Annotated in this window: 18 protein-coding genes, 1 other RNA gene and 1 riboswitch; of the genes, 11 read left to right on the forward strand and 8 right to left on the reverse strand. The window is 58.0% G+C overall.

All coding sequences use genetic code 11. From position 1 onward, the window contains the following. Position 1: 1 nt before the first annotated feature. The 3 genes from H3T89_RS06940 to H3T89_RS06950 all read right to left on the reverse strand — a co-directional run bounded on the left by H3T89_RS06940 (position 2) and on the right by H3T89_RS06950 (position 5,430). Entirely contained in the window at positions 2-3,142 is a 3,141-nt protein-coding gene (locus H3T89_RS06940) for an alpha-mannosidase (RefSeq protein WP_198216614.1), read from the reverse strand. A 150-nt stretch (positions 3,143-3,292) separates the two neighbouring features. Further along, positions 3,293-4,660, reverse strand: coding sequence for a 6-phospho-beta-glucosidase (locus H3T89_RS06945; protein WP_198203805.1), 1,368 nt, complete (start codon positions 4,658-4,660; stop codon positions 3,293-3,295). After that, positions 4,657-5,430: a DeoR/GlpR family DNA-binding transcription regulator gene (locus H3T89_RS06950; protein WP_015021583.1), complete on the reverse strand. Its 774-nt coding sequence runs from the start codon at positions 5,428-5,430 to the stop codon at positions 4,657-4,659. Before H3T89_RS06950 ends, H3T89_RS06945 begins: the two co-directional genes overlap by 4 nt. 76 nt (positions 5,431-5,506) lie before the next feature. Between H3T89_RS06950 and H3T89_RS06955 the strand changes: the two genes are divergently transcribed. Then, entirely contained in the window at positions 5,507-6,496 is a 990-nt protein-coding gene (locus H3T89_RS06955) for a carbohydrate kinase family protein (RefSeq protein ID WP_198216616.1), read from the forward strand. A gap of 59 nt (positions 6,497-6,555) precedes the next feature. Here H3T89_RS06955 and xylA read toward each other — a convergent pair whose 3' ends face one another. Continuing rightward, the gene (gene xylA / locus H3T89_RS06960) at positions 6,556-7,899 is read right to left on the reverse strand and encodes a xylose isomerase (RefSeq protein WP_015021581.1); all 1,344 of its coding nucleotides are present in this window, start codon (positions 7,897-7,899) and stop codon (positions 6,556-6,558) included. Between the two features lie 607 nt (positions 7,900-8,506). Here xylA and H3T89_RS06965 point away from each other — a divergent pair. Both H3T89_RS06965 and H3T89_RS06970 read left to right on the forward strand, forming a co-directional pair. Continuing rightward, a complete protein-coding gene (locus H3T89_RS06965) occupies positions 8,507-9,784 on the forward strand; it encodes an ROK family transcriptional regulator (protein WP_198216680.1) in 1,278 nt (425 codons plus the stop codon). Then, positions 9,774-10,673, forward strand: coding sequence for a carbohydrate kinase family protein (locus H3T89_RS06970; protein ID WP_198216617.1), 900 nt, complete (start codon positions 9,774-9,776; stop codon positions 10,671-10,673). Before H3T89_RS06965 ends, H3T89_RS06970 begins: the two co-directional genes overlap by 11 nt. Before the next feature lie 102 nt (positions 10,674-10,775). Here the strand turns inward: H3T89_RS06970 and H3T89_RS06975 are convergent, their stop codons facing one another. After that, positions 10,776-12,251 (reverse strand): DASS family sodium-coupled anion symporter, encoded by a 1,476-nt coding sequence (locus tag H3T89_RS06975; protein ID WP_198216618.1) that lies wholly within the window; start codon positions 12,249-12,251, stop codon positions 10,776-10,778. A 302-nt stretch (positions 12,252-12,553) separates the two neighbouring features. Between H3T89_RS06975 and H3T89_RS06980 the strand changes: the two genes are divergently transcribed. The 5 genes from H3T89_RS06980 to H3T89_RS07000 all read left to right on the forward strand — a co-directional run bounded on the left by H3T89_RS06980 (position 12,554) and on the right by H3T89_RS07000 (position 16,629). Further along, on the forward strand, positions 12,554-14,176 hold the full coding sequence (locus H3T89_RS06980) for an NAD-dependent malic enzyme (protein WP_198216619.1): 1,623 nt from the start codon (positions 12,554-12,556) through the stop codon (positions 14,174-14,176). A gap of 229 nt (positions 14,177-14,405) precedes the next feature. After that, a complete protein-coding gene (locus tag H3T89_RS06985) occupies positions 14,406-15,350 on the forward strand; it encodes a LysR family transcriptional regulator (RefSeq protein ID WP_198216620.1) in 945 nt (314 codons plus the stop codon). Positions 15,351-15,463: 113 nt separating this feature from the next. After that, positions 15,464-15,862, forward strand: a transfer-messenger RNA (tmRNA) gene (gene ssrA / locus H3T89_RS06990). Between the two features lie 241 nt (positions 15,863-16,103). Beyond that, on the forward strand, positions 16,104-16,358 hold the full coding sequence (locus H3T89_RS06995) for a type II toxin-antitoxin system RelB/DinJ family antitoxin (protein ID WP_015021575.1): 255 nt from the start codon (positions 16,104-16,106) through the stop codon (positions 16,356-16,358). After that, positions 16,351-16,629 (forward strand): type II toxin-antitoxin system RelE/ParE family toxin, encoded by a 279-nt coding sequence (locus H3T89_RS07000; protein WP_015021574.1) that lies wholly within the window; start codon positions 16,351-16,353, stop codon positions 16,627-16,629. The genes H3T89_RS06995 and H3T89_RS07000 overlap by 8 nt, the downstream gene beginning before the upstream one ends. 320 nt (positions 16,630-16,949) lie before the next feature. Here the strand turns inward: H3T89_RS07000 and H3T89_RS07005 are convergent, their stop codons facing one another. After that, entirely contained in the window at positions 16,950-18,389 is a 1,440-nt protein-coding gene (locus H3T89_RS07005) for an FtsX-like permease family protein (RefSeq protein ID WP_198216621.1), read from the reverse strand. 201 nt (positions 18,390-18,590) lie between these two features. Further along, a riboswitch (guanidine-III (ykkC-III) riboswitch) is annotated at positions 18,591-18,654 on the forward strand. Between the two features lie 8 nt (positions 18,655-18,662). Here H3T89_RS07005 and H3T89_RS07010 point away from each other — a divergent pair. The 3 genes from H3T89_RS07010 (at position 18,663) to dtd (ending at position 20,462) form a co-directional block, all read left to right on the forward strand. Then, entirely contained in the window at positions 18,663-18,980 is a 318-nt protein-coding gene (locus H3T89_RS07010) for a DMT family transporter (RefSeq protein ID WP_198216622.1), read from the forward strand. Between the two features lie 68 nt (positions 18,981-19,048). Beyond that, entirely contained in the window at positions 19,049-19,567 is a 519-nt protein-coding gene (locus H3T89_RS07015) for a GNAT family N-acetyltransferase (RefSeq protein ID WP_198216623.1), read from the forward strand. Positions 19,568-19,961: 394 nt separating this feature from the next. Then, positions 19,962-20,462: a D-aminoacyl-tRNA deacylase gene (gene dtd, locus H3T89_RS07020; protein WP_198203788.1), complete on the forward strand. Its 501-nt coding sequence runs from the start codon at positions 19,962-19,964 to the stop codon at positions 20,460-20,462. Here dtd and H3T89_RS09120 read toward each other — a convergent pair. Next, positions 20,455-21,732, reverse strand: a complete 1,278-nt coding sequence (locus H3T89_RS09120; RefSeq protein ID WP_332461050.1) for a cell division protein FtsQ/DivIB — start codon at positions 21,730-21,732, stop codon at positions 20,455-20,457. The two genes, dtd and H3T89_RS09120, sit on opposite strands and share 8 nt — an antisense overlap. Continuing rightward, positions 21,729-23,354 (reverse strand): UDP-N-acetylmuramate--L-alanine ligase, encoded by a 1,626-nt coding sequence (gene murC, locus H3T89_RS07030; protein ID WP_415873476.1) that lies wholly within the window; start codon positions 23,352-23,354, stop codon positions 21,729-21,731. Before murC ends, H3T89_RS09120 begins: the two co-directional genes overlap by 4 nt. Positions 23,355-23,370 lie beyond the last annotated feature (16 nt).

The raw sequence follows: 23,370 nt of genomic DNA on the forward strand, positions 1-23,370 counted from the left end.
ATCATGGTCGAATCCGTAACGTCGTTAATTGGTACGGGCGCAGGTTAAGGTGCGCACCTTGCAGAGGAATCCAAGCGCCTTCCAGGGCGGATGGCATGCCGTGGGTCGCCCCGGCTACTTCCAGCAGATCCGTTTCGCATACGGTTGCCTCGGCGATCAGATCATCCGCAAGAATGTCCGCAGTTGCGGATTCCCCGACAGGTTCATACAAACGAACAATGATGTCCTTCGATCCATCATCGGCCGGCTTGACCCAATCCAGAATCACCGTGCCTTTCCCTTGACGCAATTGAATCAGCGGTCTGACCTGCGGCAGATGGGCGATTGTCGGTGCGTTGATAACACCCGCCTCCTTGACCGTATCCGCCACATTGGCACCCGGAAGGACCTCCCAGGTGAATTCGTGGCTCCGGCCGACATCCGTATTGGGGTCAGGGAATGTGGGCGCGGAAAGCAGCGACAACTCCAAAAGGGTCCCTGTTCTGCCACCGTTATTCCCGTCGGACTCCACCGGGAAGACACTGGAGCCATATGTGGATTCGTTGACCAGCCCAACTCCATATCCACCCTCGTGAAGGTGTACGAATCTATGGGTGCAACACTCAAAGGCCGCCTCCGTGTCTGCATCATCCCTACAGACTGGACGATCGACTGTACCGTATTGACACTCGTAAGTAGCCATGGATGTCTGGACATTCAAAGGGAAATCCACCTTGAGAAAGCGATCCCGCTCCTGCCAGTCAACGTAGGCATGGAACCTGAGACTTCTGTTTTGACCATCCAGAAGAACCTGGGTCCTGATAGTTGTTCCTGCGCCTATAGCCGTGGTGATCTCCACGCCGGCCGAAACGGATGAGCAAACAGGTTCAACCTTGACGACCCTGCCTTCATCAATGGGACCCAGGAAGGCATCTCGGTCCAATTCCCATGCATCACGCTCGCATGGCTTGTCGATCAACAGGCGATAGGAGCCTAGAGCGTGATCCGAAGCCACCAGTTCGCGTCCGGCCTTAAGGTCACGTAAGGATACGATCAGTCCTTCGTTGTTGATGGCAACCCTTATCGAAGCATTCTCCATGACGAATCCATATTTTTCAGCATGGACCTGAGGAGCGGAATCATTGCAGGAAAGACAACCGTCAACCACAGCGCAGTCGTCTGGAAGACTTGGATGCACCAGCCAATCCTTTTGCGCGATATACCCCTTTTGAAGCACGGGAAGATCGGGATCAGCCTCGGCCACAGTATCAGCAGCCGACTGAATCAACCCGCTCAGCTCGGACATATCCTGCTCATATTCCTGACGGGCTTCACGGTGCACCCAAGAAATCGAAGAACCTGGGAGAATGTCGTGGAACTGGTTGAGCAGAAGACGGTGCCAGATGACTTGAAGCCGATCGCCGGGGTAACGATATTCCGCATGGCACAAGCTGGCCAGGCAACCCAGATATTCCATGGTTCTGAGCATCCCCTCCTCGCGACGGCAGTCAGCCTTCATGTCCTGCTGCGCCGTGAGCGTGGCTCGATGCAGCTGCAGATATAGCTCACCGTGCCAACGTGGCCTCTCAAAGCCATCACAACGATTCATCTGATCCGCCAGCGTCTGGAAGAAATCGTCAGGCGACGCGGAAGTGCAGGTGGGCACGCCCTCAAGATCGCGCAACCTGGAGAGCCTGCCCAGCATCTCCCTGGTGGGACCGCCGCCACCGTCACCGTATCCATAAAGCAGCAGACCCTGGTCGATCCATTCCTTGTCGGCTGCATTCATCTCCGAGTAACGCAATTCACCGGGAGTGATTTCGGCGGCATAAGTATCAGTAGGCGGAAAATGAGTCAGTATCGGACTGCCGTCGATTCCCTCCCAGATGAAGGAATGATGGGGAAACTTGGTTGTGTCATTCCAGGACAATTTCTGTGAGAGGAACCAGCTGTATCCAGCCCTTCTGGCAATCTGCGGGAAAGCACCTGTATACCCAAAGCTATCGGGCAACCAGATGCCTTTTGGACTGATGCCAAGATGGTCCTTGAAATACCTACGGCCATTGGTAATCTGCCTGACAAGAGACTCGCCTGAAGGCATCATGGCATCTGCTTCCACCCACATTCCGCCCACAGGAATGAATCGACCCTGGTCTATCCGTTCCTTTACTCGTCTGAAGAGATCAGGATAATCCTCCTCCAGCCATGCAAACTGCTGAGCCGAGCTCATTGCAAAAACAAATTCGTCGTCCTGATCCATCAGGGCCAGGACATTGGCAACAGTCCTGCCGATTTTTCGCCTTGTCTCGCGCTTCGGCCACAGATAGGCGGTGTCTATATGTGCGTGACCGACCGCATGATCATGGAAAACCGTCGGGCCGTTGGTTTTGCTCAGCACCCCAGCCAATGCATGTCGGGCCTGGCCAAGTGTTTCAGCACGGTGATCATCATCATAATGATTGAGCGAGGTCTGCAGGGCCTTCATCACCTGCCAATATCGCACCGAGTTCTTGTCAATGACATCAAGCAGGCCCGTAACGACCTCCAGATCCCTGGCATACTCCCAAAGTTCACGATCAAACCGGCACAGACTGATGCCATGGAAGGCATACTTTCCACACACACGCCCATCGGCCTCTTCGCCCAAATCCGTGGAACGCTGTGGAATATTCAACAGCATGGGATTGCACCCGGCCTCAACATACAGGCGGAAGGCGCCATTGTCGTCACACAGACCCGCCATAGCACCCTTGCCTTGCAAGCGGACCCAAGCATTCATTGGCTGAACGCCCTTGATCGCTCTTCCATCCTTGGCGAAGACCAATCCCTCGCACTGCCCCCCGGAAACGCTGGAATTCCAACCCAGGTCAACAATCAGATCAAACTCCGTCCCGTGACGGGACTCCGACATAGGCAACCTGCCATCAACGCGAAACCAGGTCGTGCCCCAGTTCGTCCCCCACGCATCTCCACGATCAACAGGGTGGAATCGAATCAAACCTGCCTCTGCACGACGAATAAAGTCCTTGGGAGGTTCAGGTTCCCCTGAGTTGACATAAGCGGCGACAGTGCAGGGTTCAAGTTCCTCTTCGATAAAAGGACGTATGCGATCTCTGAGGAAGCGCCTACACTTGTTCAGCTCTCGATCAACCTTGATTTGCATAAACCGAGCACCTTTCCATTACAATACAATCCGCTTTGATCGCTTTACCTGGCACTGTGAACTCTTGCGATACATCACATGAGGGACGCAAAAAATCCCCGTCCGCGTACCGACCCGCTTAGCCCCGGGCCGAAGACTGGTTGGTCATTTTTATCCTCGTTTCTCGAAAATGGCGTTCATCTCAGGAATTTCACGACGATATCCGGCCAGCAGCTTTCTGGCCAACGGAACGGACTGCACGAGAGGATGCAAGGCGAAAGCCAGCAAAGCCTCATGGGGGGATCCCTCGATCCCAGCCCGAACCGCATGCCTTTCCGACTGACGCACCTGTTGCATAAGGCCGATCTGGTCCATTGTGGGCTGCTCTCCCACATTCAGAGGATGGATTCCGTGCGAGTCCACAAGCGAGGGAACCTCGACAACGGCATCATTGGGTAGGCCAGCTATTGTTCCCCTGTTGCGCACATTGAGAATCATGACCCGACGCTCATGTCGACTAATTGCATTCATAACGCCCAGAGCCACTCCTGCATAACCCAAATGGGCAGGATCGAACTCCTCTTTGCGGTTGCTGGTGGGGGCACCTTGTACACCTCCCAGAGCCTCAGCCATATAACTGGCTCCACGTTCCTGCAAGGCATCGGTCCAGATACGGTCGGCTTCGTTCCCGGCCGTGGCTGCTTGTTTGTAGAAACGAGTCTGGGTCTTGAGCAGAAAGTCGCCGCGGGTCATGGGAGACTCCAAGATACGACGGACGGCATCTCTATCGCAGTAGTAGTAGAAGAGATATTCATTGGGAATCATCCCCAACTGCCGCAACCAGTCCGGGTCGAAGACCTTGGCCTCCTCCAGCCCCGACAGCTTCTCCTCATCGGCAAGCAGGTCCGGCAGCAGATCATGATCGCCGACCAACACTCTACGCATCCAACCCAGATGGTTGAGGCCGACATAATCCATGCTGACATCCTCTGGATCATGGCCCAAAGCCGCGGCTATTCTTCTGCCCAATCCGGATGGGGTGTCACATATGCCGACCACACGATCACCCAATACGCTTTGCAATGCCTCGGTAATGATGCCAGCAGGGTTGGTGAAGTTCAAAAAGTATGCGTCAGGGCAGACCCTGGCAGCCATACGGGCCATCCGCAGCATAACCGGCACAGTGCGCATGGCGTATGCGAGCCCGCCGGGCCCAGTGGTTTCCTGCCCCAGCAGGCCCAGATCCAAAGCCACATGTTCATCGCAGCATCTGGCCTGGAGACCTCCCTCACGAATCGCAGCAAAAATAAAATCGGCACCGCTCAGGGCCGGCTCAAGCTCCGTGTATGTGCGGATTCCAGGCTTGTGGTCGAAGCCCTGGGCCTGGACACGCATGATGTTCACCATCGTATCCATACGCGACTGGCTTGTGTCATACAGAGCCAGCTCATCCACGCGCGGTTCGCCTTGATCCCTGATCAATGCCTGCCAGATGAACGGCGTACGGAAGCCTCCGCCACCAAGAATCGTTAATTTCATACGACCACCACCTTCTTGCCTTCCTTGGCAAAACTGTCTTGCATTCCCTTGCCGGACCCCGAAGTCGTGATGAGAGCATCCAAATCAGTCAATGAGCACAGTTTGAAACTTCCGGTTCCAGGGAATTTGGATTCATCCGCCAACAGGACTATTTGCTGGGACGCCTTTATGAAACCTTGACGTATCGGGGCTTCGACCGCCATGTTGTCCACCACGGCATTCCCCCGCACACCGGTGCAGCAAAGAAACATCAAGTCAGCTGCAACATCGGCGATCATCCGTTCAGCCAGCGGGCCGACCAGACTGTTATGATGGTGCCGCACCGCACCGCCTATGAGCACCAGGTCAACTGCTTCATCATCACGAACCTGATCAAGTACGGCCAGATTCGATGTGATGATGGTCACCTTGTGTCCGCGCAGATTGCGTGCAATCAAAGCCGCTTCAGGGGCCACATCCAAGATGATGACCGAGCCGTCCTGAACCATGTCAGCAGCAGCCTTGGCCATGCGTTCCCAAAGTTGCATCTGCGCATCAGTCGCCTCGACGACGCGGTCCTGCTTGCCGGAGTCAGTGATGTCGGCCCTGTTGCCCTGGGTCAGCATCGCACCGCCATATTTGCGCTTGAGGCGGCCATCCTGCTCCAGGAATGTGAGGTCCCTTCTGATAGTGGATTCACTGACCCCAAGACCATGTGACAAGTCCTTGACTGACTGTCCATGCTCGGCCAGCTGATCGAGAATCCGTTGACGGCGTTCATCCAAAAGCATGACTTCACCATACATGAAATGACAGGATTTGACAAAGTTTGCTCATTTTGAGTGTTTCTATCTAGAATGAGCAAACATGAGCAGAATCAACAATGAGACGATGATCGATAAAGCCAGTCCGAAGATCTTCGACGTAGTGATTGCCGGGAAAACCTACCTGGATCTGGTTTTTTCGGATGTTGATTTCCCACAGCCTGGGACCGAAGTAATGGCCGGCAACCTGACCATCTCTCCGGGGGGTGCAGCCAACAGGGCCGTGGCTGCCGCAAGACTTGGATCCGAATCCGGTCTGCTCACCAACCGCGGACACGATCAATTGTCGACTTTATTGTTCAAAACCCTCCAAAAGGTTGACCATCTCAATCTTGATCTGTGCACCACCAGCGCGGCATACCGCAATCCGGTCTCAGTGGCTATCAGCACTGGCAATGATCGCGCGTTTGTCACCTATGACCGTTCAGCGCTTGCCCTGGATTGGCCTGCCGGTAAACTGACCAGAACGCTCTTCGTCAGCCTCTCTGAAGGATTGCCCACCTGGTCACAGCCCCTACGAGACCAGGGCACAATCATATTCGGCGGCGTCGGATGGGATTCCTCCGGCCGCTGGCCTAGGCAGATCCTCGAATCCGCCAGAGGAGTCGATGTCCTGCTGATGAACGAAACCGAAGCAAGACACTTCACTGGTCAGAAAACGACAGCAGGTGCTCTGAAAATGCTACGTGAATATGTATCAACGGCTGTCATCACGCGCGGCGGCCTGGGATCTTCCGCCTCTGACCCGACCGGCTTCATCGAAGTCCCGGCCCCTTCCGTGGAAGCAAAGGATCCCACCGGCGCCGGCGACATTTTTGCAGCCGCTTTAATGACAGCCTTTACATGGTCATGGCCATTGCGCCATTGCATGGAGTTGGCGACAGCGGCATCCGCCTACTCAGTGCAGACCCCGGGAGGCGCCCTTAGCGCACCCGGCATTCCCACTGTTCTCGAATTTATCCAACGTTATAAAGGCCCTTACGATTGGTCCTGGCTCATCGACAACCTGCAGGCGCACGGTCTCAATAAATGATTCGTCCCCGTGCGGTGCCAGCAGCATCGCACGGGGACGAAAACAGAATGTTCTTATCCTCAGGCCTGGGCCAGAGCCTCGACGATGTAGTTGTTGATGGTGGCCTTGACCACTTCAAGATGGTCGGACTTGTCGGCGGCGATCAGTTCGGCCTGCGGCTTGTCAAGGCTGTACTCTTCCAGGGAGGCCAGCGTGGCCGTACCGTCCTTTACCGTCGAGCCGATGCCGGATTCGAAGGAGGAGTAGCGCTCCTGCTGCAGCTGCTCGATGTAGCCGTCCTCATGCATCTTGGCAGCGACCAGAAGACCAGCGGCATAGGTGTCCATGCCCACGATGTGGGTCCTGAAGAGGTCCTCAGGCAGGAAGGAGGAGCGGCGCGGCTTGGCATCGAAGTTCAGGCCTCCACGGGGCCCGATGCTCCCGTTGGCCAGCACCTCCCACATGACGGCGGTGGCATCGTAGAGGTCCGAAGGGAACTCGTCCATGTCCCAGCCGATCAGCTTGTCGCCCTGGTTGGCATCCAGGGATCCCAGGAATCCGGCCTCGCGAGCCACGCGGACCTCATGCTGATAGGTATGCATGGCCAGGTTGGCGTGGTTGCCCTCAATGTTGAGCTTGAAGTTGTCCTGCAGGTCGTAGGTGCGCAGGAAGTTGATGGTGGTGGCCGCGTCGTAATCGTACTGATGGAGGGTGGGCTCCTTGGGCTTGGGCTCGATCAGGAACTGAGCATCGAATCCGATCTCCTTGGCGTAGTCCACGCACATGTGGAAGAGGGCGGCCATATGGTCCTGCTCCTCCTTCATGCGGGTGTTCCACAAGGATTCGTAACCCTCACGGCCACCCCAGAAGACGTAGTTCTCAGCACCGAGCCGCTTGCCGATCTCCAGGCTGTGCTTGAGCTGGCCTGCCGAGTATGCATAGATGTCAGCGAAGGGCGAGGTACCGGCACCGGCCTCGAAGCGGGGGTTGGTGAAGAGCGAGGAGGTGTTCCAGAGCAGCTTGACTCCGGTGTCCTTCATGGCGGCCTCGATGCGGTCGATCACCTTGTCAAGATTGGCATCGGTCTCGCGCAGGGTGTCACCCTCGGGAGCCAGGTCACGGTCGTGGAAGCAGAAGAACTCGACCCCCAGTTTGGTGAAGAGCTCGAAGGCGTAATCCACCTTGGCCAGCGCCTGATCCATGGGATCGGTGTAGCGATAATAGGGCCTCTGCGCAGTGGGATCGCCGAAGGGATCCACCAGACCCTGGTTGAAGGTGTGCCACCAGGCCACAGCGAAGCGCAGCCAGTCCTTCATGGGCTTGCCGGCCACCACCTTGTTCTTGTCGTAGTAACGGAAGCCCAGGCCTTCCTTGACGCCCTGGCGACCCACGTATTCGATCTTGTCAACGTCCCACAGACCCATCCGAAATGCTCCTTTGCCTATTGCATTTGCCTTTACGGCGTTCACAGGGGAGGAAATCAGTTCCTGCCTCCTGAACATCAAGGGTAGAGGGAGGGATTGATTTTGTCAATTCGTTAAATTATATAGATGACGCTTGCACGGGCACATGAATCGAATCTGGACGACAGCCCTGATGACTACCGTCTGAAGCTTTGATCTCAAGCCACAAAGGTCCGCCCGCGCGGGCCAATCGATCCGTCTGCACCACTGCGCATGCGCCCGGTCAAAAGCCTACGAAATTGTATGGGGCTGAGCATTAGAAGGTCGACAGTCGACCACCTGCATACGAACCATCAAACCCTTTGACGTCTTGGGTTCGATAATGCCCTTCACGGCGGCACAACCTACATCGACTCTGTCGATACCCCCTTCGTTGCCACACCCCACCTCCACAGAGCAAACCCACCTACGGCTACAGACCTATGACAAACGCCGACGGCGATCCCTTATCGGTTCCTTACCGGCATCGAATCAGTTGCGCAAGAATACTAAACGATGTTAATATATAAACGTTGTTCATAAAGTGCGCAAAGTTAGCGTGACGGTAGCACTCAAGGAGGAGGTTGACATGCGAGGCAGCCCATACGCCAGCACACCAAAGGCCCTCTCCGAACTCAACCAGTCACGCATCGTCCAATATCTGCACCAGCACGGAACCAGTTCGCGAGCCCAGATGGCCCGGGAACTCAACCTGACGCCGGCGGCTGTAGGCAAGCTGGTGGCCCGCCTGATCGGCCTGGGTCTGATCAGCGAGACCGGCAGTATGGACTCAGAGGGCGGCCGTCGATCCATCGGCCTGGCCTTGAACGCCGACCGCTACCAGGTCATCGGAGTCAAGTTCGCCCGCAGCATGGTCAGTATCGGACTGTTCGACATCAGCGGCCGTCTGCTGGACTCCGAGGAGATGCCCCCCGTCGACCCCGATGACATCCCCGGCGTAGTAGCTGAGGTCAGAACGCGAGTGGGAAGACGATTGGATTCAAATCCCACCATCGTGGCCGTGGGCATGGCCGTACCGGGACCCTACCTGCGCGAGACCGGCCGCATCGCCCTGGTCACCAGCATGCCCGGCTGGCGTGGGGTGGACTTTATCCACGAATTCGGCCAGGCCTTCCGTGTACCCACCTTTATCGAGCAGGATGCCCGAGCCGGCGCGCTGGCGCAAAGTCTCTTCGATCCCCGAGTGAACGCATCCAGCATGGCCTACTTCCTGGTGGGCGAAGGCGTGGGATTAGGAGTCATCGACAGAGGCTCGCTGGTTGACGGCAGCCAGGGAGCGGCCACAGAAATCGGCCACGTCAGCATCGATTTGAACGGCCTGCCATGCGAGTGCGGCAACCGAGGCTGCCTGGAATGCTACTGCTCGGCGGTAGCAATCCACCGCCGCATGTGCAAGCCGGATATGCGGGATCACTTCCCTGGAGTCGAGGCCATGACCCACGCCAAGGCCTGCTCAAGCCTGTTTGACCAGGCCCGCTCAGGTCAGCAGGTCGCCCGGACCCTGGTGGATCAGATAGCCGACTACGTGGGCTATGGCTGCGTGACCATCGTCAACGCCTACAACCCGGCCCAAATCGTCATCGGAGACATGGTGGCCGACGCCGGTACCCGACTGCTGGAACGAGTTCGGACCATGGTATCCCAGCGCGCCCTACCCGGCCTGCGCGAGCACACGAGGATTCTGCTCTCCCGCCTTCCAGCCGATGCCACGCTGACAGGGGCAGCCGCGGTGGCTGCCAGCCAATTTCTGGAACATCCGGCCAGCATGGGCCGCTCAACTGTGAAATCAACAAGCATTAGGCGGGCACATCGCCTGTCGTCAGGAAAGGAACACCATGACCAGTAAACCTGTGGTCCTCAGCATCGGGGAAATCCTCTGGGACGTCCTGCCAACAGGCAAACGGGCCGGTGGCGCACCGGTCAACTTCAGCTACCACGCCGCAAAGAACGGGGCGGAAGGCTATGCCATCAGCGCCGTGGGACGTGACGACCTGGGCCGCGAGCTTGAGGAGGCTGTTCACAAGGCCGGGGTCGATGCCGTCCTGCAGCACAACGACCACCCCACCAGCACTGTCGAGGTCCAGCTGACCGAGGGCATCCCCCAGTACGTCTTCAAGCCTGATGTGGCCTGGGATCATCTGGAATACACGGATGGCCTGGCCGGGCTTGCCAGCAGGGCCGACGCGGTCTGCTACGGCACGTTGGGCATGCGCAGCAGCCAGTCCCGCGAGACCTGCCTGCAGGTCCTGCGTCACACCAAGAGCCATGCCATGCGCTTCTTCGACATTAACCTGCGCAGCACCTTCTACAGCAAGGATCTGATCCAGGAGCTGCTGGACATGGCCACGGTCTTCAAACTCAACGACGAGGAGCTGGTCACCCTGCGTGACATGTTCCACGTTCCCGGGGCCACGGACGACGAGCTCTGCCGCTGGTTCATGGAGCAGTGGCACCTTGACACCATCGTGCTGACCGCCGGCAGCGACTACAGCACGATCTACCTGGCGGACGGCCAGTCCTCCCACCTGCCGACGCCTGAAATCACCGTAGCCGACACGGTCGGAGCCGGCGACGCCTTCTCCGGCACCTTCGCCATCAACCGCCTGCTGGGAGCATCCCTGACCCAGGCCCACCGAGCTGCCGTCAACACCGCCGCATTCGTCTGCACCCAGCAGGGCGCCTGGCCCGAATATCCCGAGCATATCCCCGACTACCTGGGCCAGCAGGGTAAATGATCCACCAGCTTTGAACATGATTTGGTCCCGCCCGGACGAACTGTCGACTGTACGGGACCAAACTTATATCTGCACCAGTCTTATATCTACGGAATCCGAAATTTACCAGATACCGATGAGGCGCCACCAGCCCAGACCCACGGTCAGGAAGATGGCCACAGTCACCAGTCCGCAAATCAGGCCGATCCGCAGGAACTCAGAGGTCTTGACGTATCCGGCACCGTAAATCAATGCCGCCGGTCCGGAGGCGTAATGGGTCATGGCTCCGATCAGACCGCTGGCGCATCCCAGCATCAGCGCTGCGGGCATCGCAGGGACCCCGGCAGCCACTGCCACGCTGACGAAGAGCGTGTATATGGCCGCGACCTGAGCCAGCTCAGAAGCGAACATGTAGTGGATGAAGAAGTAGAAGACCGTCAGAATGACCAGGACCAGCACCCAGGGCATGCCCTTGACCAGTCCGGCGATGATCTCCCCTGCCCAGGTGGTGACGCCCAAGGTGTTCAGGGGTTCCGCCATGCCTACCAGGACACCGAAGAAGATCAGTGTGGACCAGGCCGACTTGTTGGCCACCATGTCCTGCCAGGTGATGATCTTGGTGCACAGCAGCACAGCCACGCCCAGGAAGGCAACAGTGGTGGAATTGATATGTATCACCGAGCTTGTCGCCCAGAGGACCAGCATGACCAGGAAGGTCACGGCCATGATCCACTCGTGCATGCTCAGAGGGCCAAGTCCCTTGAGTTCATCCTTGGCGTCCTCCTGAGCCTGGGGCACGTTCCTCAGGGTGGGCGGGAAAATGCGGTAAATCAAGGCGGGAATGAGAATCAGGCAGATCAGGCCGGGCACGATGCCCGCCAGGGCCCAGGTCCCCCACCCGATGTCCACGTGGAACTTCTGGGCCAGCTGTCCCACGACCGGGCCGGCAGCCATAGCCGTCAGGAACATGGCCGATGTGATGGCGTTGACATTGTTGGCTGTGATTGCCAGGTAAGCGCCGATGCGTCGCCGGGACTCATCAGTGTCCGGCTTTGAACCCTGCACATCGCTGATGGAGGTGATGATCGGGAAAAGGATACCGCCCAGACGAGCCGTGTTTGACGGGGTGGCCGGAGCCAGGACCAGGTCGGCGGCCGAGAGCCCGTAGGCTATGCCCAGACTGGACTTGCCTAATCTGGACAGAAAGACCAGGGCGATCCTGCGGCCCAGTCCGGTGGATACGAATCCCTGGGCAATGAAGAAGGCCGCCACAATCAACCAAATCGAGGCGCTGCCCAGTCCGTTGAAAGCCGCCTTCTTGGGATCCAGGGCCCCGGTCAGCATCCCCACGGTCATGCCGATGATGGCCACTGCTGATGTGGGCAGAGGCTGCAGAATCAGCCCTAGAATGGTGCCCACGAAGACTCCCAGCATGTGCATGCCCTGGGGAGTCAACCCCTTGGGAGGCGGTATGAGGAAGATGACCAGCCCTACCGCCACACAGATCAGAGCCTTGACCAGTTGGCCCGTATTGAAAGGCTGTTTGGCCCCTGTCTGGGGGTCTCCCCTGCCCTCACCCGTTCGTACTGTTTCACCCATCATTGCTCCTTCGCTCATGATCCGGCGTATAACTGCCCGGAAATCGCCGACCTCTTCGTCGGCATGCTCATGTGGACTTATGCTATGCGGCAGGCGGTAGGGGCGACAAATAAGCGCTGCCTATATGAGGGGGCACCATAACTGCCGACTGTCTATGACCTCCCAGACCCACCAAGGACCGGCAATAGGCCTTTAACTGCATATAGACGATGCTTATTTGCCGGGCCGCCAAGGGCTTTCCTAGGCTGATTGCAGAGGTCCGGCAACGCGGCCGGCCCCGATCGTGAAGGACAAGTGAGACCATGACAGGATTCGATACCATCAACGATTCCTATACCAACCGGGGACTGGGATTCGACTATGAGCAGCGGCGCGAGCTAAAGCTGGACGGGCTGCTGCCTGCTGCCGTGCAGGATGAGGAACAACGCGAGCGCATCGTTTACCGCCGCTTCCTGGCCCAGCCCACCGATCTGGACAAACGACTCTATCTGATGAGCATCTGCCGCACCGACCGTCGGCTCTTCTACAGGAGCATGGACAAGCACCTGACCGAGTACATGCCCATTGTCTACGCACCCACCGTGGCACAATCCATCCAACGCTACGACGAGTTCTATTCGGGCAGCGACGTGGCCTACATCTCGATCGATCACCCCGAAGGAATCGGTGACGCCCTGGACCAATACGCCGGCGACCGACCCATCGACCTGGTGGTCTGCACCGACGCGGAAGGCATTCTCGGCATCGGCGACTGGGGCGCACAAGGTGCTGAGATTCTGACGGGCAAGCTGGCGGTCTACACCGCCGCCGCCAACATCGATCCCTCGCGCGTTCTGCCGGTAATGGTGGATGTCGGCACCAACCGCCAGGCCCTTCTGGACAATCCCGACTACGTGGGCAACCACTTCGCCAGGGTCAGAGGCAAGCGCTACGACGACTTCATCGATGACTTCGTCCAGCAGGTCCTGCAGCGCTACCCGCAGGCGCTGATCCACTGGGAGGACTTCGGCAGGCCTGAGGCGGCACCCGTCCTCAAGCGCTACCAGGACCGAATCCTGACCCTGAACGACGACATTCAGGGCACCGGCGTGACCGTCCTGGCCGCTCTGATCGCTGCCAGAAAAATCGCCGGAGCCGACCCCAAGGACACCAGGATCATGGTCTTTGGCGCAGGGACCGCCGGTGTGGGCATCGCCGACCAGATTGTGGACGACCTGATCATCCGCCAGGGCATGGATTCAGAGACTGCACGCAGCAGGGTTCTGCTCTTCGATCGTCAGGGTCTGATCGAGCAGGGTCAGGATGATCTGACCGAGGGCCAGACCCGTTATGCACGCAAGCCGTATGAGTTCGCCTCAGTCACCGACAAGACCTCGCTGGCACAGGTCGTCGACGCCTTCCAACCCACGGTGCTCATCGGCACCTCAACCAGAGCCGGGGCCTTCGACCAGGATGTTGTTGAGGCCATGGCCAAGCATGTGGAGCGGCCGCTGATCTGCCCCATCTCCAACCCCACGGAACTGGCCGAGGCCAAGGCTGCCGACGTGATCGCCTGGACCCACGGCCGCGGCTTCGTCATCACCGGCACGCCCTCAAAGCCTGTTGACTACCAGGGGGTCACCTATTCCATCGGACAGGGCAACAACGCCCTCATGTATCCCGGCATCTGCTTCGGGGCCATCGTCGCCAAGGCACGGCTGGTCACCAAAGGGATGCTCTTGGCCGCAGCCTACGCCATCTCCGACATGATCGACGTGGACAAGCCCGGAACCGCTGTGTTGCCGCCGGTGGCCGACCTCAAGGAGATCTCACGCCGGGTGGCCACTGCTGTGGCTGCACAGGCGGTCCAAGAGGGTCTGAACCGGGAGCCGATTGAGGATGTGGACGCCGCCGTGGCCAAGGCCCAGTGGCACTACGATGCCTGAGCGAAACCCGCTCCCTCGCATATTGCGAGATTGAGATTGGGGTCCGGTCGACACGATTGATAACCGATGATCGTGGCGACCGGACCCTCATCATGAGTCAGGCCAGGTCAATATTCTCAAGGGTCAATCTTCTTAAATTCAGCCGATAATGATAGTGTAGTGGTAAGTAGTCTTTCGCCAAAGTTGACGGATAAGCAATAATATGAGCACCAATCAAGGGAAGCGGCTCATGACCTATATGGATAATGTCCGCGACCTCGAGCTGCTTACCATGCTGGCCCGGTACGGCAGTTTCACCGATGTCGCGTTGGAGGCAAGCATCTCCCAGCCTGCGGTCTCGCAGGCCATCAGAAGACTGGAAAAGCGTCTGGGAACCAAGCTGGTCCGGAGGCAACGTTTCGGTGCAGGTGATGGCACACAGCTCACCCAGGCTGGAAAAACAGTGGTGGATCATGTCAGCCAGGCCCTGGATCTGATCAACACCCTGCCCGAAGCCTTGGCTGCGCGGCCCGGGATTCGACGGCGTACCATCGGTCTGCCACCCATCATCTCATCGTTGCTGAGCTCCGGACAAGGGCAGCAAGAGCAGTGCGAACCAGACAAGAACACGACCGTGGAAACCATAGGATCCCAAAAGCTGCTGAGCCAGATAGAGAACCACCGCGTGGACTACGGGGCGGTGGCCAGCGTCGACGAGTCGCTGAGCGTGGATGGCGTGGAGACGACCAGGCTGGCCTCCTTCCCCTTCGGCATGGTCTGCACCCAGTCCATGGCCGAACGATTGGGTATGGCAGGAATGACCAGCCTGCACCCCGAGGATCTGTCCATGCTTCCCGGGGACGTCCCCTTCGCCACCCTAAACCGCGATTTCGTCCATGCCCAGGCAGCGGAACGACTGATTCATCTGTCTGAGCCAGTCAGCCACCTGATTGAGGTCTCCGACGTGGAAACACTGAAAATGGTAACCACATCCGGCCTGGTCTGCAGCCTGATCACCTCGGCCGGCGTACACCCTGGCGATGGCCTGTGCTTCATCCCCTTTGCCGGTGATGACATGCCTCGCTTCAACATCTTCCTCTTCAACGACACCAAGCGGGAGGCCTTCCACGAGGACGTGGAGGAGGTACACGCCTTCAGTGACTATGCCACCAACCGACTGGGCTCTGTGGCTTGACCAAAATTGGAGTCAATGCCGAGGGAGAAGCGGGAATATCCGCAGCGTCCATCTGTTGTATACTGACGAGGCTGGCCCGAATCGGCGCCAGCGGAGCTTGATAATTCAAGATTGGGGCTGATCGGTTTCGACGGTGACCTGTTCGTCGCAGGGAAGCGTGCCGAGAACGCGGGGGTCCGCTCGTTAATGTCCTCCCGCAAACAACAAGTGCTAAATCTAACCGCACTGAGTTCGCTCTCGCTGCCTGAGCTTCGCGCCAGGATTAACCAGTGAGCAGCTGCTCCGTTCACTCCCCTTCGCCTTCGGGGGGATGCTGAGCGTCATTAAGAAGACTTGCCTGAACTGCTGCGCCACAGGGCGGTTCGGGGACTTTTACTGCGGCTATGCCCGCCACCGGTTGTCTGCGACACAGGTGGGGGCAGACAGATAGCCACAAAGGCCAGCAGACTACGCACGTAGAAGACTGAGGGTGCGGTCACCGGACCGGGGTTCAATTCCCCGCAGCTCCACAAGACAAGGGCCGGCCGAGGCAACTCGGCTGGCTCTTTTCATGCCGTTCTACGGTTCAAGAATCCATCTTTCCGGATTACTTAGTGCATCACATTGTCAACAACCTTCTTCATGAATCAAAGGTCTTCCTCGTTTCTTTATTAGCAGAGTTAAAATGACTCCAAGATAACTCCACCTGGAGAATTAATGGTATAATTTTGGAGCTAGAGGAGACTAATAGAGCAATTGGAGCGGGTGAAAGTAATGAAAGAGACAGCGAGAATTCAAATTCGAACCAGCGAGGATATGAAGCGTCGAGCCTCACAGCTTTTCGAAGATTTAGGCCTTGATCTCGGCACGGCTATTAACATGTTTCTCTCTCAGTCGCTGCGCGAAGGAGGACTTCCATTCCGCTCCCAACTTTCCAAATTTGACAGGGAAATGGAGGAAGCCGAGGCTTCACCGGTCACTCACGCGGGTGATGTAGAGAACATGAAAGACATCATCCATCATGTATAAGTTTGCATATACGCAAAAATTCCTGCGTGATGTCAAGAAAATCAAAAGGAAGCATTTCGACTTGAGCAGGCTTGATCAGGTACTTGACGACTTGGCTGACTACAATGCATCACTGCTTAAACGAAAATACCGAAATCACCGATTGAAAGGACACTGGTCTAAATACGAGGAGCTGCATGTCGACGCGGACTGGCTGCTCGTGTACAAGCGCGATAAGAATCGAATGATTCTTACCTTGATGACCACCGGGAGCCATGACCAAACACTGTAACATCAGTGAAAGTCTCGGCAATCGATGATGATCCCGACTGACTCGAATCACTGCAATCAAACCGCTAGTTTGCTCGAAATTTTATCCACTTCATAGATACATAGATAATCGCGTGCTGAACCGCTTAAAGATTGACTTGTCATAAAGACGAGACCCATCTCTGAGCATCCAGCATGTACTTGTCGTATTGACCGTGTCGGTCAATACGACAAGGAATTGCCCGTTGATGTATATTTCACAAACAGCGACTGACGAAATCAGTGCTTGGCAAGACCACTCAATTACACATCGCGGACCCAACAATTAAAGCTCACAACCGATCATTCGCCTATAGCGCCTTGCAGAATAGCTATGGGCGAGCGTCTCAATGCAGGCCGCGCCGTCAGCATGGTCGCCAGCGACCCGACGACGATGATCGGCAACCCGCAGATAAGGAAAAACTGCCAAGGAAAAACTACGGACAGACTGTGTATAAGGGGCCAGTAGACCATAGCTGTGCTCAGTCCGACCAGTCCGGTGCCGCCTGCTGCGATGATAATGCCTGTAGTCATCACGATGGTGCCGTCCAATGTGGATATAGCAGTAAGCTGCTGCGGTTTTGCCCCAGCGATTGACAGGAGCGCCAGATCGAGGTCACGATCCCGAGCGGCGATAGCGAACCCCGCGATCACGCCGACCAGGGCGACCAGCAGCGCTGCCCAGAAACCATAGAGCAACTCCAGGGTTCCTCCCGATGTGACATTCTCTATTCCCGGTACCTTGTTCATGGCGATGGTACTGGTGCCTCCAGCAGCCAACAGACCGCCAACCAGAAACATACAGGCAGTCAGAGCTATAACTGTTGAGCCGAATGTAGTGTCTCGACTCCTGACCACAGCCTGTGAACGCGCTATCCGCCAGACGGCAGACGATGACGGCACCAGAGCAGTCCAGAGTTGAGTGGCCCTGCCTATAACCGGCCCACCAGCGCGAGCCAAGGCTATCAGAAGCAGGAGAATGGCGAAAAGCGGTCCACTTCCAACGGCACTTATGACCGCCTGGACTTGCTTAGGATCCAAGGGCCCAGAGCCGCTGTGCGAAAGATAGGCAAAGACAGGCAACGGCAACAGCAGCAAGGCCAGCCCAAGAAAAAGGGATACAAGACCACGTCCATGTCGGGGCCGGTCAATCGATTCGCTCTCCTCAGCACGGCGCACCACCCGGACAGGTGTCGTCTTTCCCAAATCCCGCAATGTCCGGATGGTCGCCAAGACGGCCGTGGCCAATCCCACCGCAAGACCGGTCGAGGCAGACCTGGGAAAACCGCGCCAGGTAAAAGCAAAATGTACCGGCATTCGCATCCCGGTGGAATACCAATCGAGGATCCTTCCAGCCAGCGCAGGTGAAAGAGCCACGGCAACAAGGGAGGCCGGCAGAACCAGAATGATCACCTGCAAAAGTGTAAGTAGCAGGATCTGCTTAGGAGTGGCTCCCAACAGCGAGATAAGGGCCAGGCCTCGCCGACGTTGGCGAATTGATGCTTGCAGTGTCTGCTTGATCACCAGGCAGCCGAGCACAATGACCGTGAGGAAGACCAGACTCAGGGCCGAAGCCAGACTCTTGGCAGGATCCCTGGTCTTGACCGACAGACCCTGGTAATAGCTGTTGACTCCCATACTCACACTCATGGCGCAGAGCAGGGTTTGGGTAACCACAAGAACGATAAAGACGCCAGCCCAGATGCCACTATTGGCTTTCAGGTCACGCAAGGCCCAAGTCATGTTTCATTCACCTGCCACATCCTCGTGCGTACATTCTGCTATCCACCTCTATGTATATGAATAGCCGATCTGCGCGGAAGATAACATCCGGCAAACCCCTGATTCGCCCCTGAATCAACCCCGATTCCTTCTCGCAATGGACCGTCGACCACTCCCCTGCTTAGTCCGCCTTCAGAGTCGCCTCCCGTGCTACTCTGATACCCAGAATCCAATGCAGGTTCCCGGACGATGGTCAAGTACCCGGACAGCGACAAGACTTGCCGAAAGGGAACCATGTCCTCGTGGATCGTACTCATATTCGCTGGCATCTGTGAATCGGTCTGGGCCACCGCCCTGGGCAAGTCTCAGGGTTTTACCAAAATCGTCCCTGACATCGTTTTTATTGTGGGACTGATTCTCAGCATGATGGGTCTGGCCTTTGCCATGCGCAGCATCCCTACCAGCACGGCCTACGCGGTCTGGGTAGGCATCGGAGCTGCCTTGACTGTCATATACGCCATGGCTACGGGCTCGGAGCCTGTTTCGCTGGCTCGCATTCTGCTCATCATTAGCTTGGTCGCCTGCGTGGTCGGGCTCAAGATCGTCAATTAAGAATTGACACCCAACAAAGCAGATACACCTCAGCAACAAATAAAATCAAGAGTACAGGAATCGCCATCATGACCACAACAATACGGCAATGCACATCAGATGATGCCATGCTGATACGTTCCTTGGGCATGACCACCTTCCGCGACACCTTCGCCGCCGACAACAGCCAAGAGAACATGGAAGACTACCTCCGGCACTCCTTCTCCCCCGAATTGGTCAAGTCGAAACTGTCCGAACCTGAATCCGTTTTTCTGCTCGCCAGCGTGGACGGCACGCCCGCAGCCTACATGCAGCTCAACACCGGGAAGGCCCAAACAGAGCAGTTCGGCGACACATCCATGGAGATCGAGCGGCTATATGTTCTATCGGACTTCAAGCATCGCGGGTTGGGCACCCTGCTGGTCAATCAAGCCTTCAAACGTGCCAGGACTCAGAATTTGAACAAAATCTGGCTGGGCGTATGGGAACACAATGAGCCCGCCCAACGTTTCTACCAAGCCATGGGCTTCAAACGGACCGGGGAACACACCTTCACCTTGGGCGAGGAACTACAGACCGACTGGATCATGACCGCAGCAGTCAGTTGAAGGATACGTCTGTACAACCAAACAACGCCAGCGAATCTGAGACAATCCAAGGGAAACCATGACTGGCCAGAATCCGCCCATCAGCGGAGTAAGTAGGTAATTCCTCATGACATCCTCCGTGCACACCGATCAGGGTTGCGTCGAAGAGGCAGCCCGTCATATTTCCTTGGTAACACAGGCACCGCGGACTTCGACCTGAAGCTACGCATCGTAAGAGTTGAAGGGACAGCCATCGACTGGACCGTTGACAGGAACCAGCCCTGCTACGACTACATTGAAGTGGGCGTCTTTCATGCCAGTCTTCAAACGGTTCTCCGACCTGACACCAACCAGGTACCGGTCCAGCTTTTCCCTGCGACACTACAACAACGTCTGAAGTATTTAGACTGAAAGCATGAGAATCGTCATACAGCGGGTCAGCCATGCCCGGGTCGATGTGGTCGACGAGCAAGGGCAGCCAGATCCTGATTTTAAACCCCAAAGCATTGGCAAGGGACTCTTGCTGCTGGTGGCCGTCCAGGATGGCGACGGAGCTGACCAGGTCAACTATGCCGTCCGCAAGCTGACCCGGATGCGCATCTTCCCCGACGAGGAAGGCCGGATGAACCGGTCGGTCCTGGACTGCGGCGGATCCATCCTCTCCATCTCCCAGTTCACTCTTTACGCGGATCTGCGGCGCGGCAATCGACCCAGTTTCATGGCTGCGGGCGAACCCCAACACGCTCAAAGCGTCTGGCAAAATCTGAACCAGGCACTGGCCGCGACCGGTGTGCCAGTTGCCGTCGGACAATTCGGCGCCCATATGCGGGTGGATATGGTCAACGACGGCCCGGTGACCATCCTGCTGGACACTGACAGGTTGATGAAGACGGCAGCTCCTGCAGCGACTATTTGACGATTGGCCGCAGGGGCGCCGACACATCCAGCTGATGCTTGTCGCCGATCTTGGATGGATCGTTGATGATCTTGTCGACCACGGCCTGCTTGAGCTTCAGGTCGGAGCCGTCGCCCCAGATGATGACATGTTTGCCCTGGTCCAGCTCGGTGGTGATGGAGTCCTGGGTTTCCGCAGTCACCTTGGTCACCGAATGACGCATGGCCTCAGGCATGGTCGACAGAATCCGCAGAGTCTGTCTGACCGCCTGATCCTGCTGGGCACGCTTCACGGTGGCCACCTGGATGACCGGCACCCCGTGCACCGGTTTGGACACGGTGTTGAGCACCCTCCCCTGTCTGTCTACGGCCGTCAGTTTGTCCTGCGCATCCTTGAAGACCGCAGTGGGCTCCTGGGCATCGAAGGTCACCTCCAGACCGTGCGGAAAACTCTTGCGGACCTCGGCATCGGTCACCCCGGCCATGCCGCTGATCTCCTCCTCGACGCCATTGGTGGAAATCAACAGCAGCGAGCGATCTCCCTGATGGGCCACGATTGAGGCCACCCGATCGTTGGACACCCAGGCATTGCCGCCGCTGACACTGACCTTGTCGGCCTGCAGGCGGAAGACCGGCGAGAGAAAGAGCAACCATGCCAGTCCTGCTATCAGAGCCATGACCAGGAGGACGACACCTGTCCGGATCAGGACCAGTCTGCGGCTGACCTTCTTCTTCTCGCGCACCCGGGCCTGAAAGTCCAGAACCTTGGGCCGGACGAAGATCCCCAGCCCCTGATCCTCCTGGTCGGTGCCTATCCTGCCAGAGACGGGCCTGTCCGGCGGTATGGTCCGGGCATCGACGAATCCCTCACCCGAACTCGCCGAACGTGTGGTCGCGGATTTGCGCACCGCAGACTTGGAGGCCGAGGCGCTACTGCCTTGTACCAGAGAGCTGGAGGATGAATAGGCGGATCTGACGCTACGTGTCCTCGATCCGCCTGTATTCCTGGAACGATTCGGGCGACCATTGAAACGCTTTGATCCCTTGAGACGTTTGGAGCGCTTGAGACGCCTACCATCGCCGCCTGTTTTGTCGATCTTGGACCGGCTGGCCTGCGCTGAAACATCGGAGGCGGTCGACCTGGCTGATCTGGCGGTCCTGCCAGTCCGCGGTTCCTCTCCTGAAGACTTGGTACGCCCAGACCGGGCTGTCCGAGCAGCTTTGGCTGCCCGGACGGCCTTGGTCCTGGAAGAAGCTCCGCCGGAGGCACTGCGACCCTTGCCGGTCCTCACTGCTCGTCCCGTTCAGCCAGCTTGTCGAGAATGACCGGTCCCATGGCAGTGACATCGCCGGCGCCTACGGTCAGGATCACATCCCCCGGTTCCGCCCGTTCCGCCAGATCCAGAGCGGCCTGACGCATGTCCGGGCAGGCCCGGAAGACGGTTCCGGTCGACCTCTTCCCGGAATCCTGGGACTCCCGGTTCGATGCCTTGCGGGCGGCTGCGGGGATGGTCCCGGCATCCACGCCCGGAAAATCTCTGGCCAACTCGCGAGCGGGGAAGATGTCGGTGACGGTCACATCGTCCGCCAGGGACAGAGCAGCCGCGAACCGGTCGGCGAAGATGGCGGTTCGCGAATACAGGTGGGGCTGGAAGAGCACCCTGATGGTCCGACCCGGATAACGCCGTCTGGCGGCGGTCAGCAGGGCGGCGATCTCCGTAGGATGATGGGCGTAATCGTCCACTACGGTGACCCCATGCTGGATTCCGCGGATCTCGAAGCGTCGAGAGGCCCCACGGAAGTCTGCGGCAGAAGCGGCGGCCGTATCGGGATCCATCCCCAGCAGGATGGCGGCGATGATTGCCGCGGCGGCATTGCGGGCGTTGTGGATGCCGGGAATCGCCAAATCCACCTGCAGTTCGAGCGTCTTTCCGATCTTCAACCCTGCCGCCTGGAGCACCTGCGCGGGGAAGGCCAGACGGCAATGCTCACGACCGCTACCGCTGCTTTCGGACTCGGACTCGATGCGGACCAGACCCAGAACCCCAGGCAGGGAGTGAGTATTCAGCTGGGGATCCGAAGCATAGACGATGATCTTGGCCTGGCAGTTCCCCTGCAACCGCCGCAACACCTCCAGGGCGCCCTGGTCGTCTCCGCAGACCACCAGAAAGCGGCGGGCATGCCGGGCATGTTCCACAAAGGCCTGGTGGAAGGCATCAGCCGTACCGTAGTGGTCCAGATGGTCGGGCTCCACGTTGGTGATGATGGCGACGTCAGGAGTGTACTTGCCAAAGCTGCCATCGGACTCGTCCGCCTCGGCCACCAGTACCCGTCCGGCACCCACATGCCCTCCGTCCATGGGCCCCTGGCCGCTCTGAAGGCTGCCGCCGATGGCGTAGCTGGGATCAGCAAGATCCCCTTGCCCCCCCTTGGCCAGCAGGTGGGCCAAGAGTGCGCTGGTGGTGGTCTTGCCATGAGCACCAGCCACGGTGACCGAAATCCTGGAAGCCATAAGCAAATTCAGAATGTCACTGCGATGGACCAGCCGGGCGCCGACCTCACGAGCTGCCAGAATCTCGGGATTGTCGGGCTTGATGGCACTGGACCAAACCACAGTGCGGGCCCCGGCCACGTTGCTGGCATCCTGACCGATGGCGACCTGAATTCCCAGCTGACGCAGGCGGCGGGTCTTGTCCCCCTCGGCGCGGTCGGAGCCCGAGACCTGTACCCCTTCCTGGTGGAGCATCTCAGCCAGCACGCTCATCCCAGCCCCACCGATGCCTATGAAGTGTGTGGGCCCAAGATCCTTGGAGTCGTGCACTCCGGCCTGGGCCAGGGCAGGCAGGCAGGGATCCAGAACCGGCAGGGGCCTGTCGCCATTGCCCTGCCGACCGGGCACAGTATTCAATTCAATCTTGGGCACAGTAGTT

This window comes from Bifidobacterium sp. W8114 (assembly GCF_016101165.1).
Classification (GTDB): domain Bacteria; phylum Actinomycetota; class Actinomycetes; order Actinomycetales; family Bifidobacteriaceae; genus Bombiscardovia; species Bombiscardovia asteroides.

What these genes read in the sequence shown, in the direction of transcription:
- H3T89_RS06940 (WP_198216614.1), bottom strand. Translation starts at nt 3,142, where the DNA reads ATGCAAATCAAGGTTGATCGAGAGCTGAACAAGTGTAGGCGCTTCCTC.
- H3T89_RS06945 (WP_198203805.1), bottom strand. Translation starts at nt 4,660, where the DNA reads ATGAAATTAACGATTCTTGGTGGCGGAGGCTTCCGTACGCCGTTCATC.
- H3T89_RS06950 (WP_015021583.1), bottom strand. Translation starts at nt 5,430, where the DNA reads ATGCTTTTGGATGAACGCCGTCAACGGATTCTCGATCAGCTGGCCGAG.
- H3T89_RS06955 (WP_198216616.1), top strand. Translation starts at nt 5,507, where the DNA reads ATGAGCAGAATCAACAATGAGACGATGATCGATAAAGCCAGTCCGAAG.
- xylA (WP_015021581.1), bottom strand. Translation starts at nt 7,899, where the DNA reads ATGGGTCTGTGGGACGTTGACAAGATCGAATACGTGGGTCGCCAGGGC.
- H3T89_RS06965 (WP_198216680.1), top strand. Translation starts at nt 8,507, where the DNA reads ATGCGAGGCAGCCCATACGCCAGCACACCAAAGGCCCTCTCCGAACTC.
- H3T89_RS06970 (WP_198216617.1), top strand. Translation starts at nt 9,774, where the DNA reads ATGACCAGTAAACCTGTGGTCCTCAGCATCGGGGAAATCCTCTGGGAC.
- H3T89_RS06975 (WP_198216618.1), bottom strand. Translation starts at nt 12,251, where the DNA reads ATGGGTGAAACAGTACGAACGGGTGAGGGCAGGGGAGACCCCCAGACA.
- H3T89_RS06980 (WP_198216619.1), top strand. Translation starts at nt 12,554, where the DNA reads ATGACAGGATTCGATACCATCAACGATTCCTATACCAACCGGGGACTG.
- H3T89_RS06985 (WP_198216620.1), top strand. Translation starts at nt 14,406, where the DNA reads ATGACCTATATGGATAATGTCCGCGACCTCGAGCTGCTTACCATGCTG.
- H3T89_RS06995 (WP_015021575.1), top strand. Translation starts at nt 16,104, where the DNA reads ATGAAAGAGACAGCGAGAATTCAAATTCGAACCAGCGAGGATATGAAG.
- H3T89_RS07000 (WP_015021574.1), top strand. Translation starts at nt 16,351, where the DNA reads ATGTATAAGTTTGCATATACGCAAAAATTCCTGCGTGATGTCAAGAAA.
- H3T89_RS07005 (WP_198216621.1), bottom strand. Translation starts at nt 18,389, where the DNA reads ATGACTTGGGCCTTGCGTGACCTGAAAGCCAATAGTGGCATCTGGGCT.
- H3T89_RS07010 (WP_198216622.1), top strand. Translation starts at nt 18,663, where the DNA reads ATGTCCTCGTGGATCGTACTCATATTCGCTGGCATCTGTGAATCGGTC.
- H3T89_RS07015 (WP_198216623.1), top strand. Translation starts at nt 19,049, where the DNA reads ATGACCACAACAATACGGCAATGCACATCAGATGATGCCATGCTGATA.
- dtd (WP_198203788.1), top strand. Translation starts at nt 19,962, where the DNA reads ATGAGAATCGTCATACAGCGGGTCAGCCATGCCCGGGTCGATGTGGTC.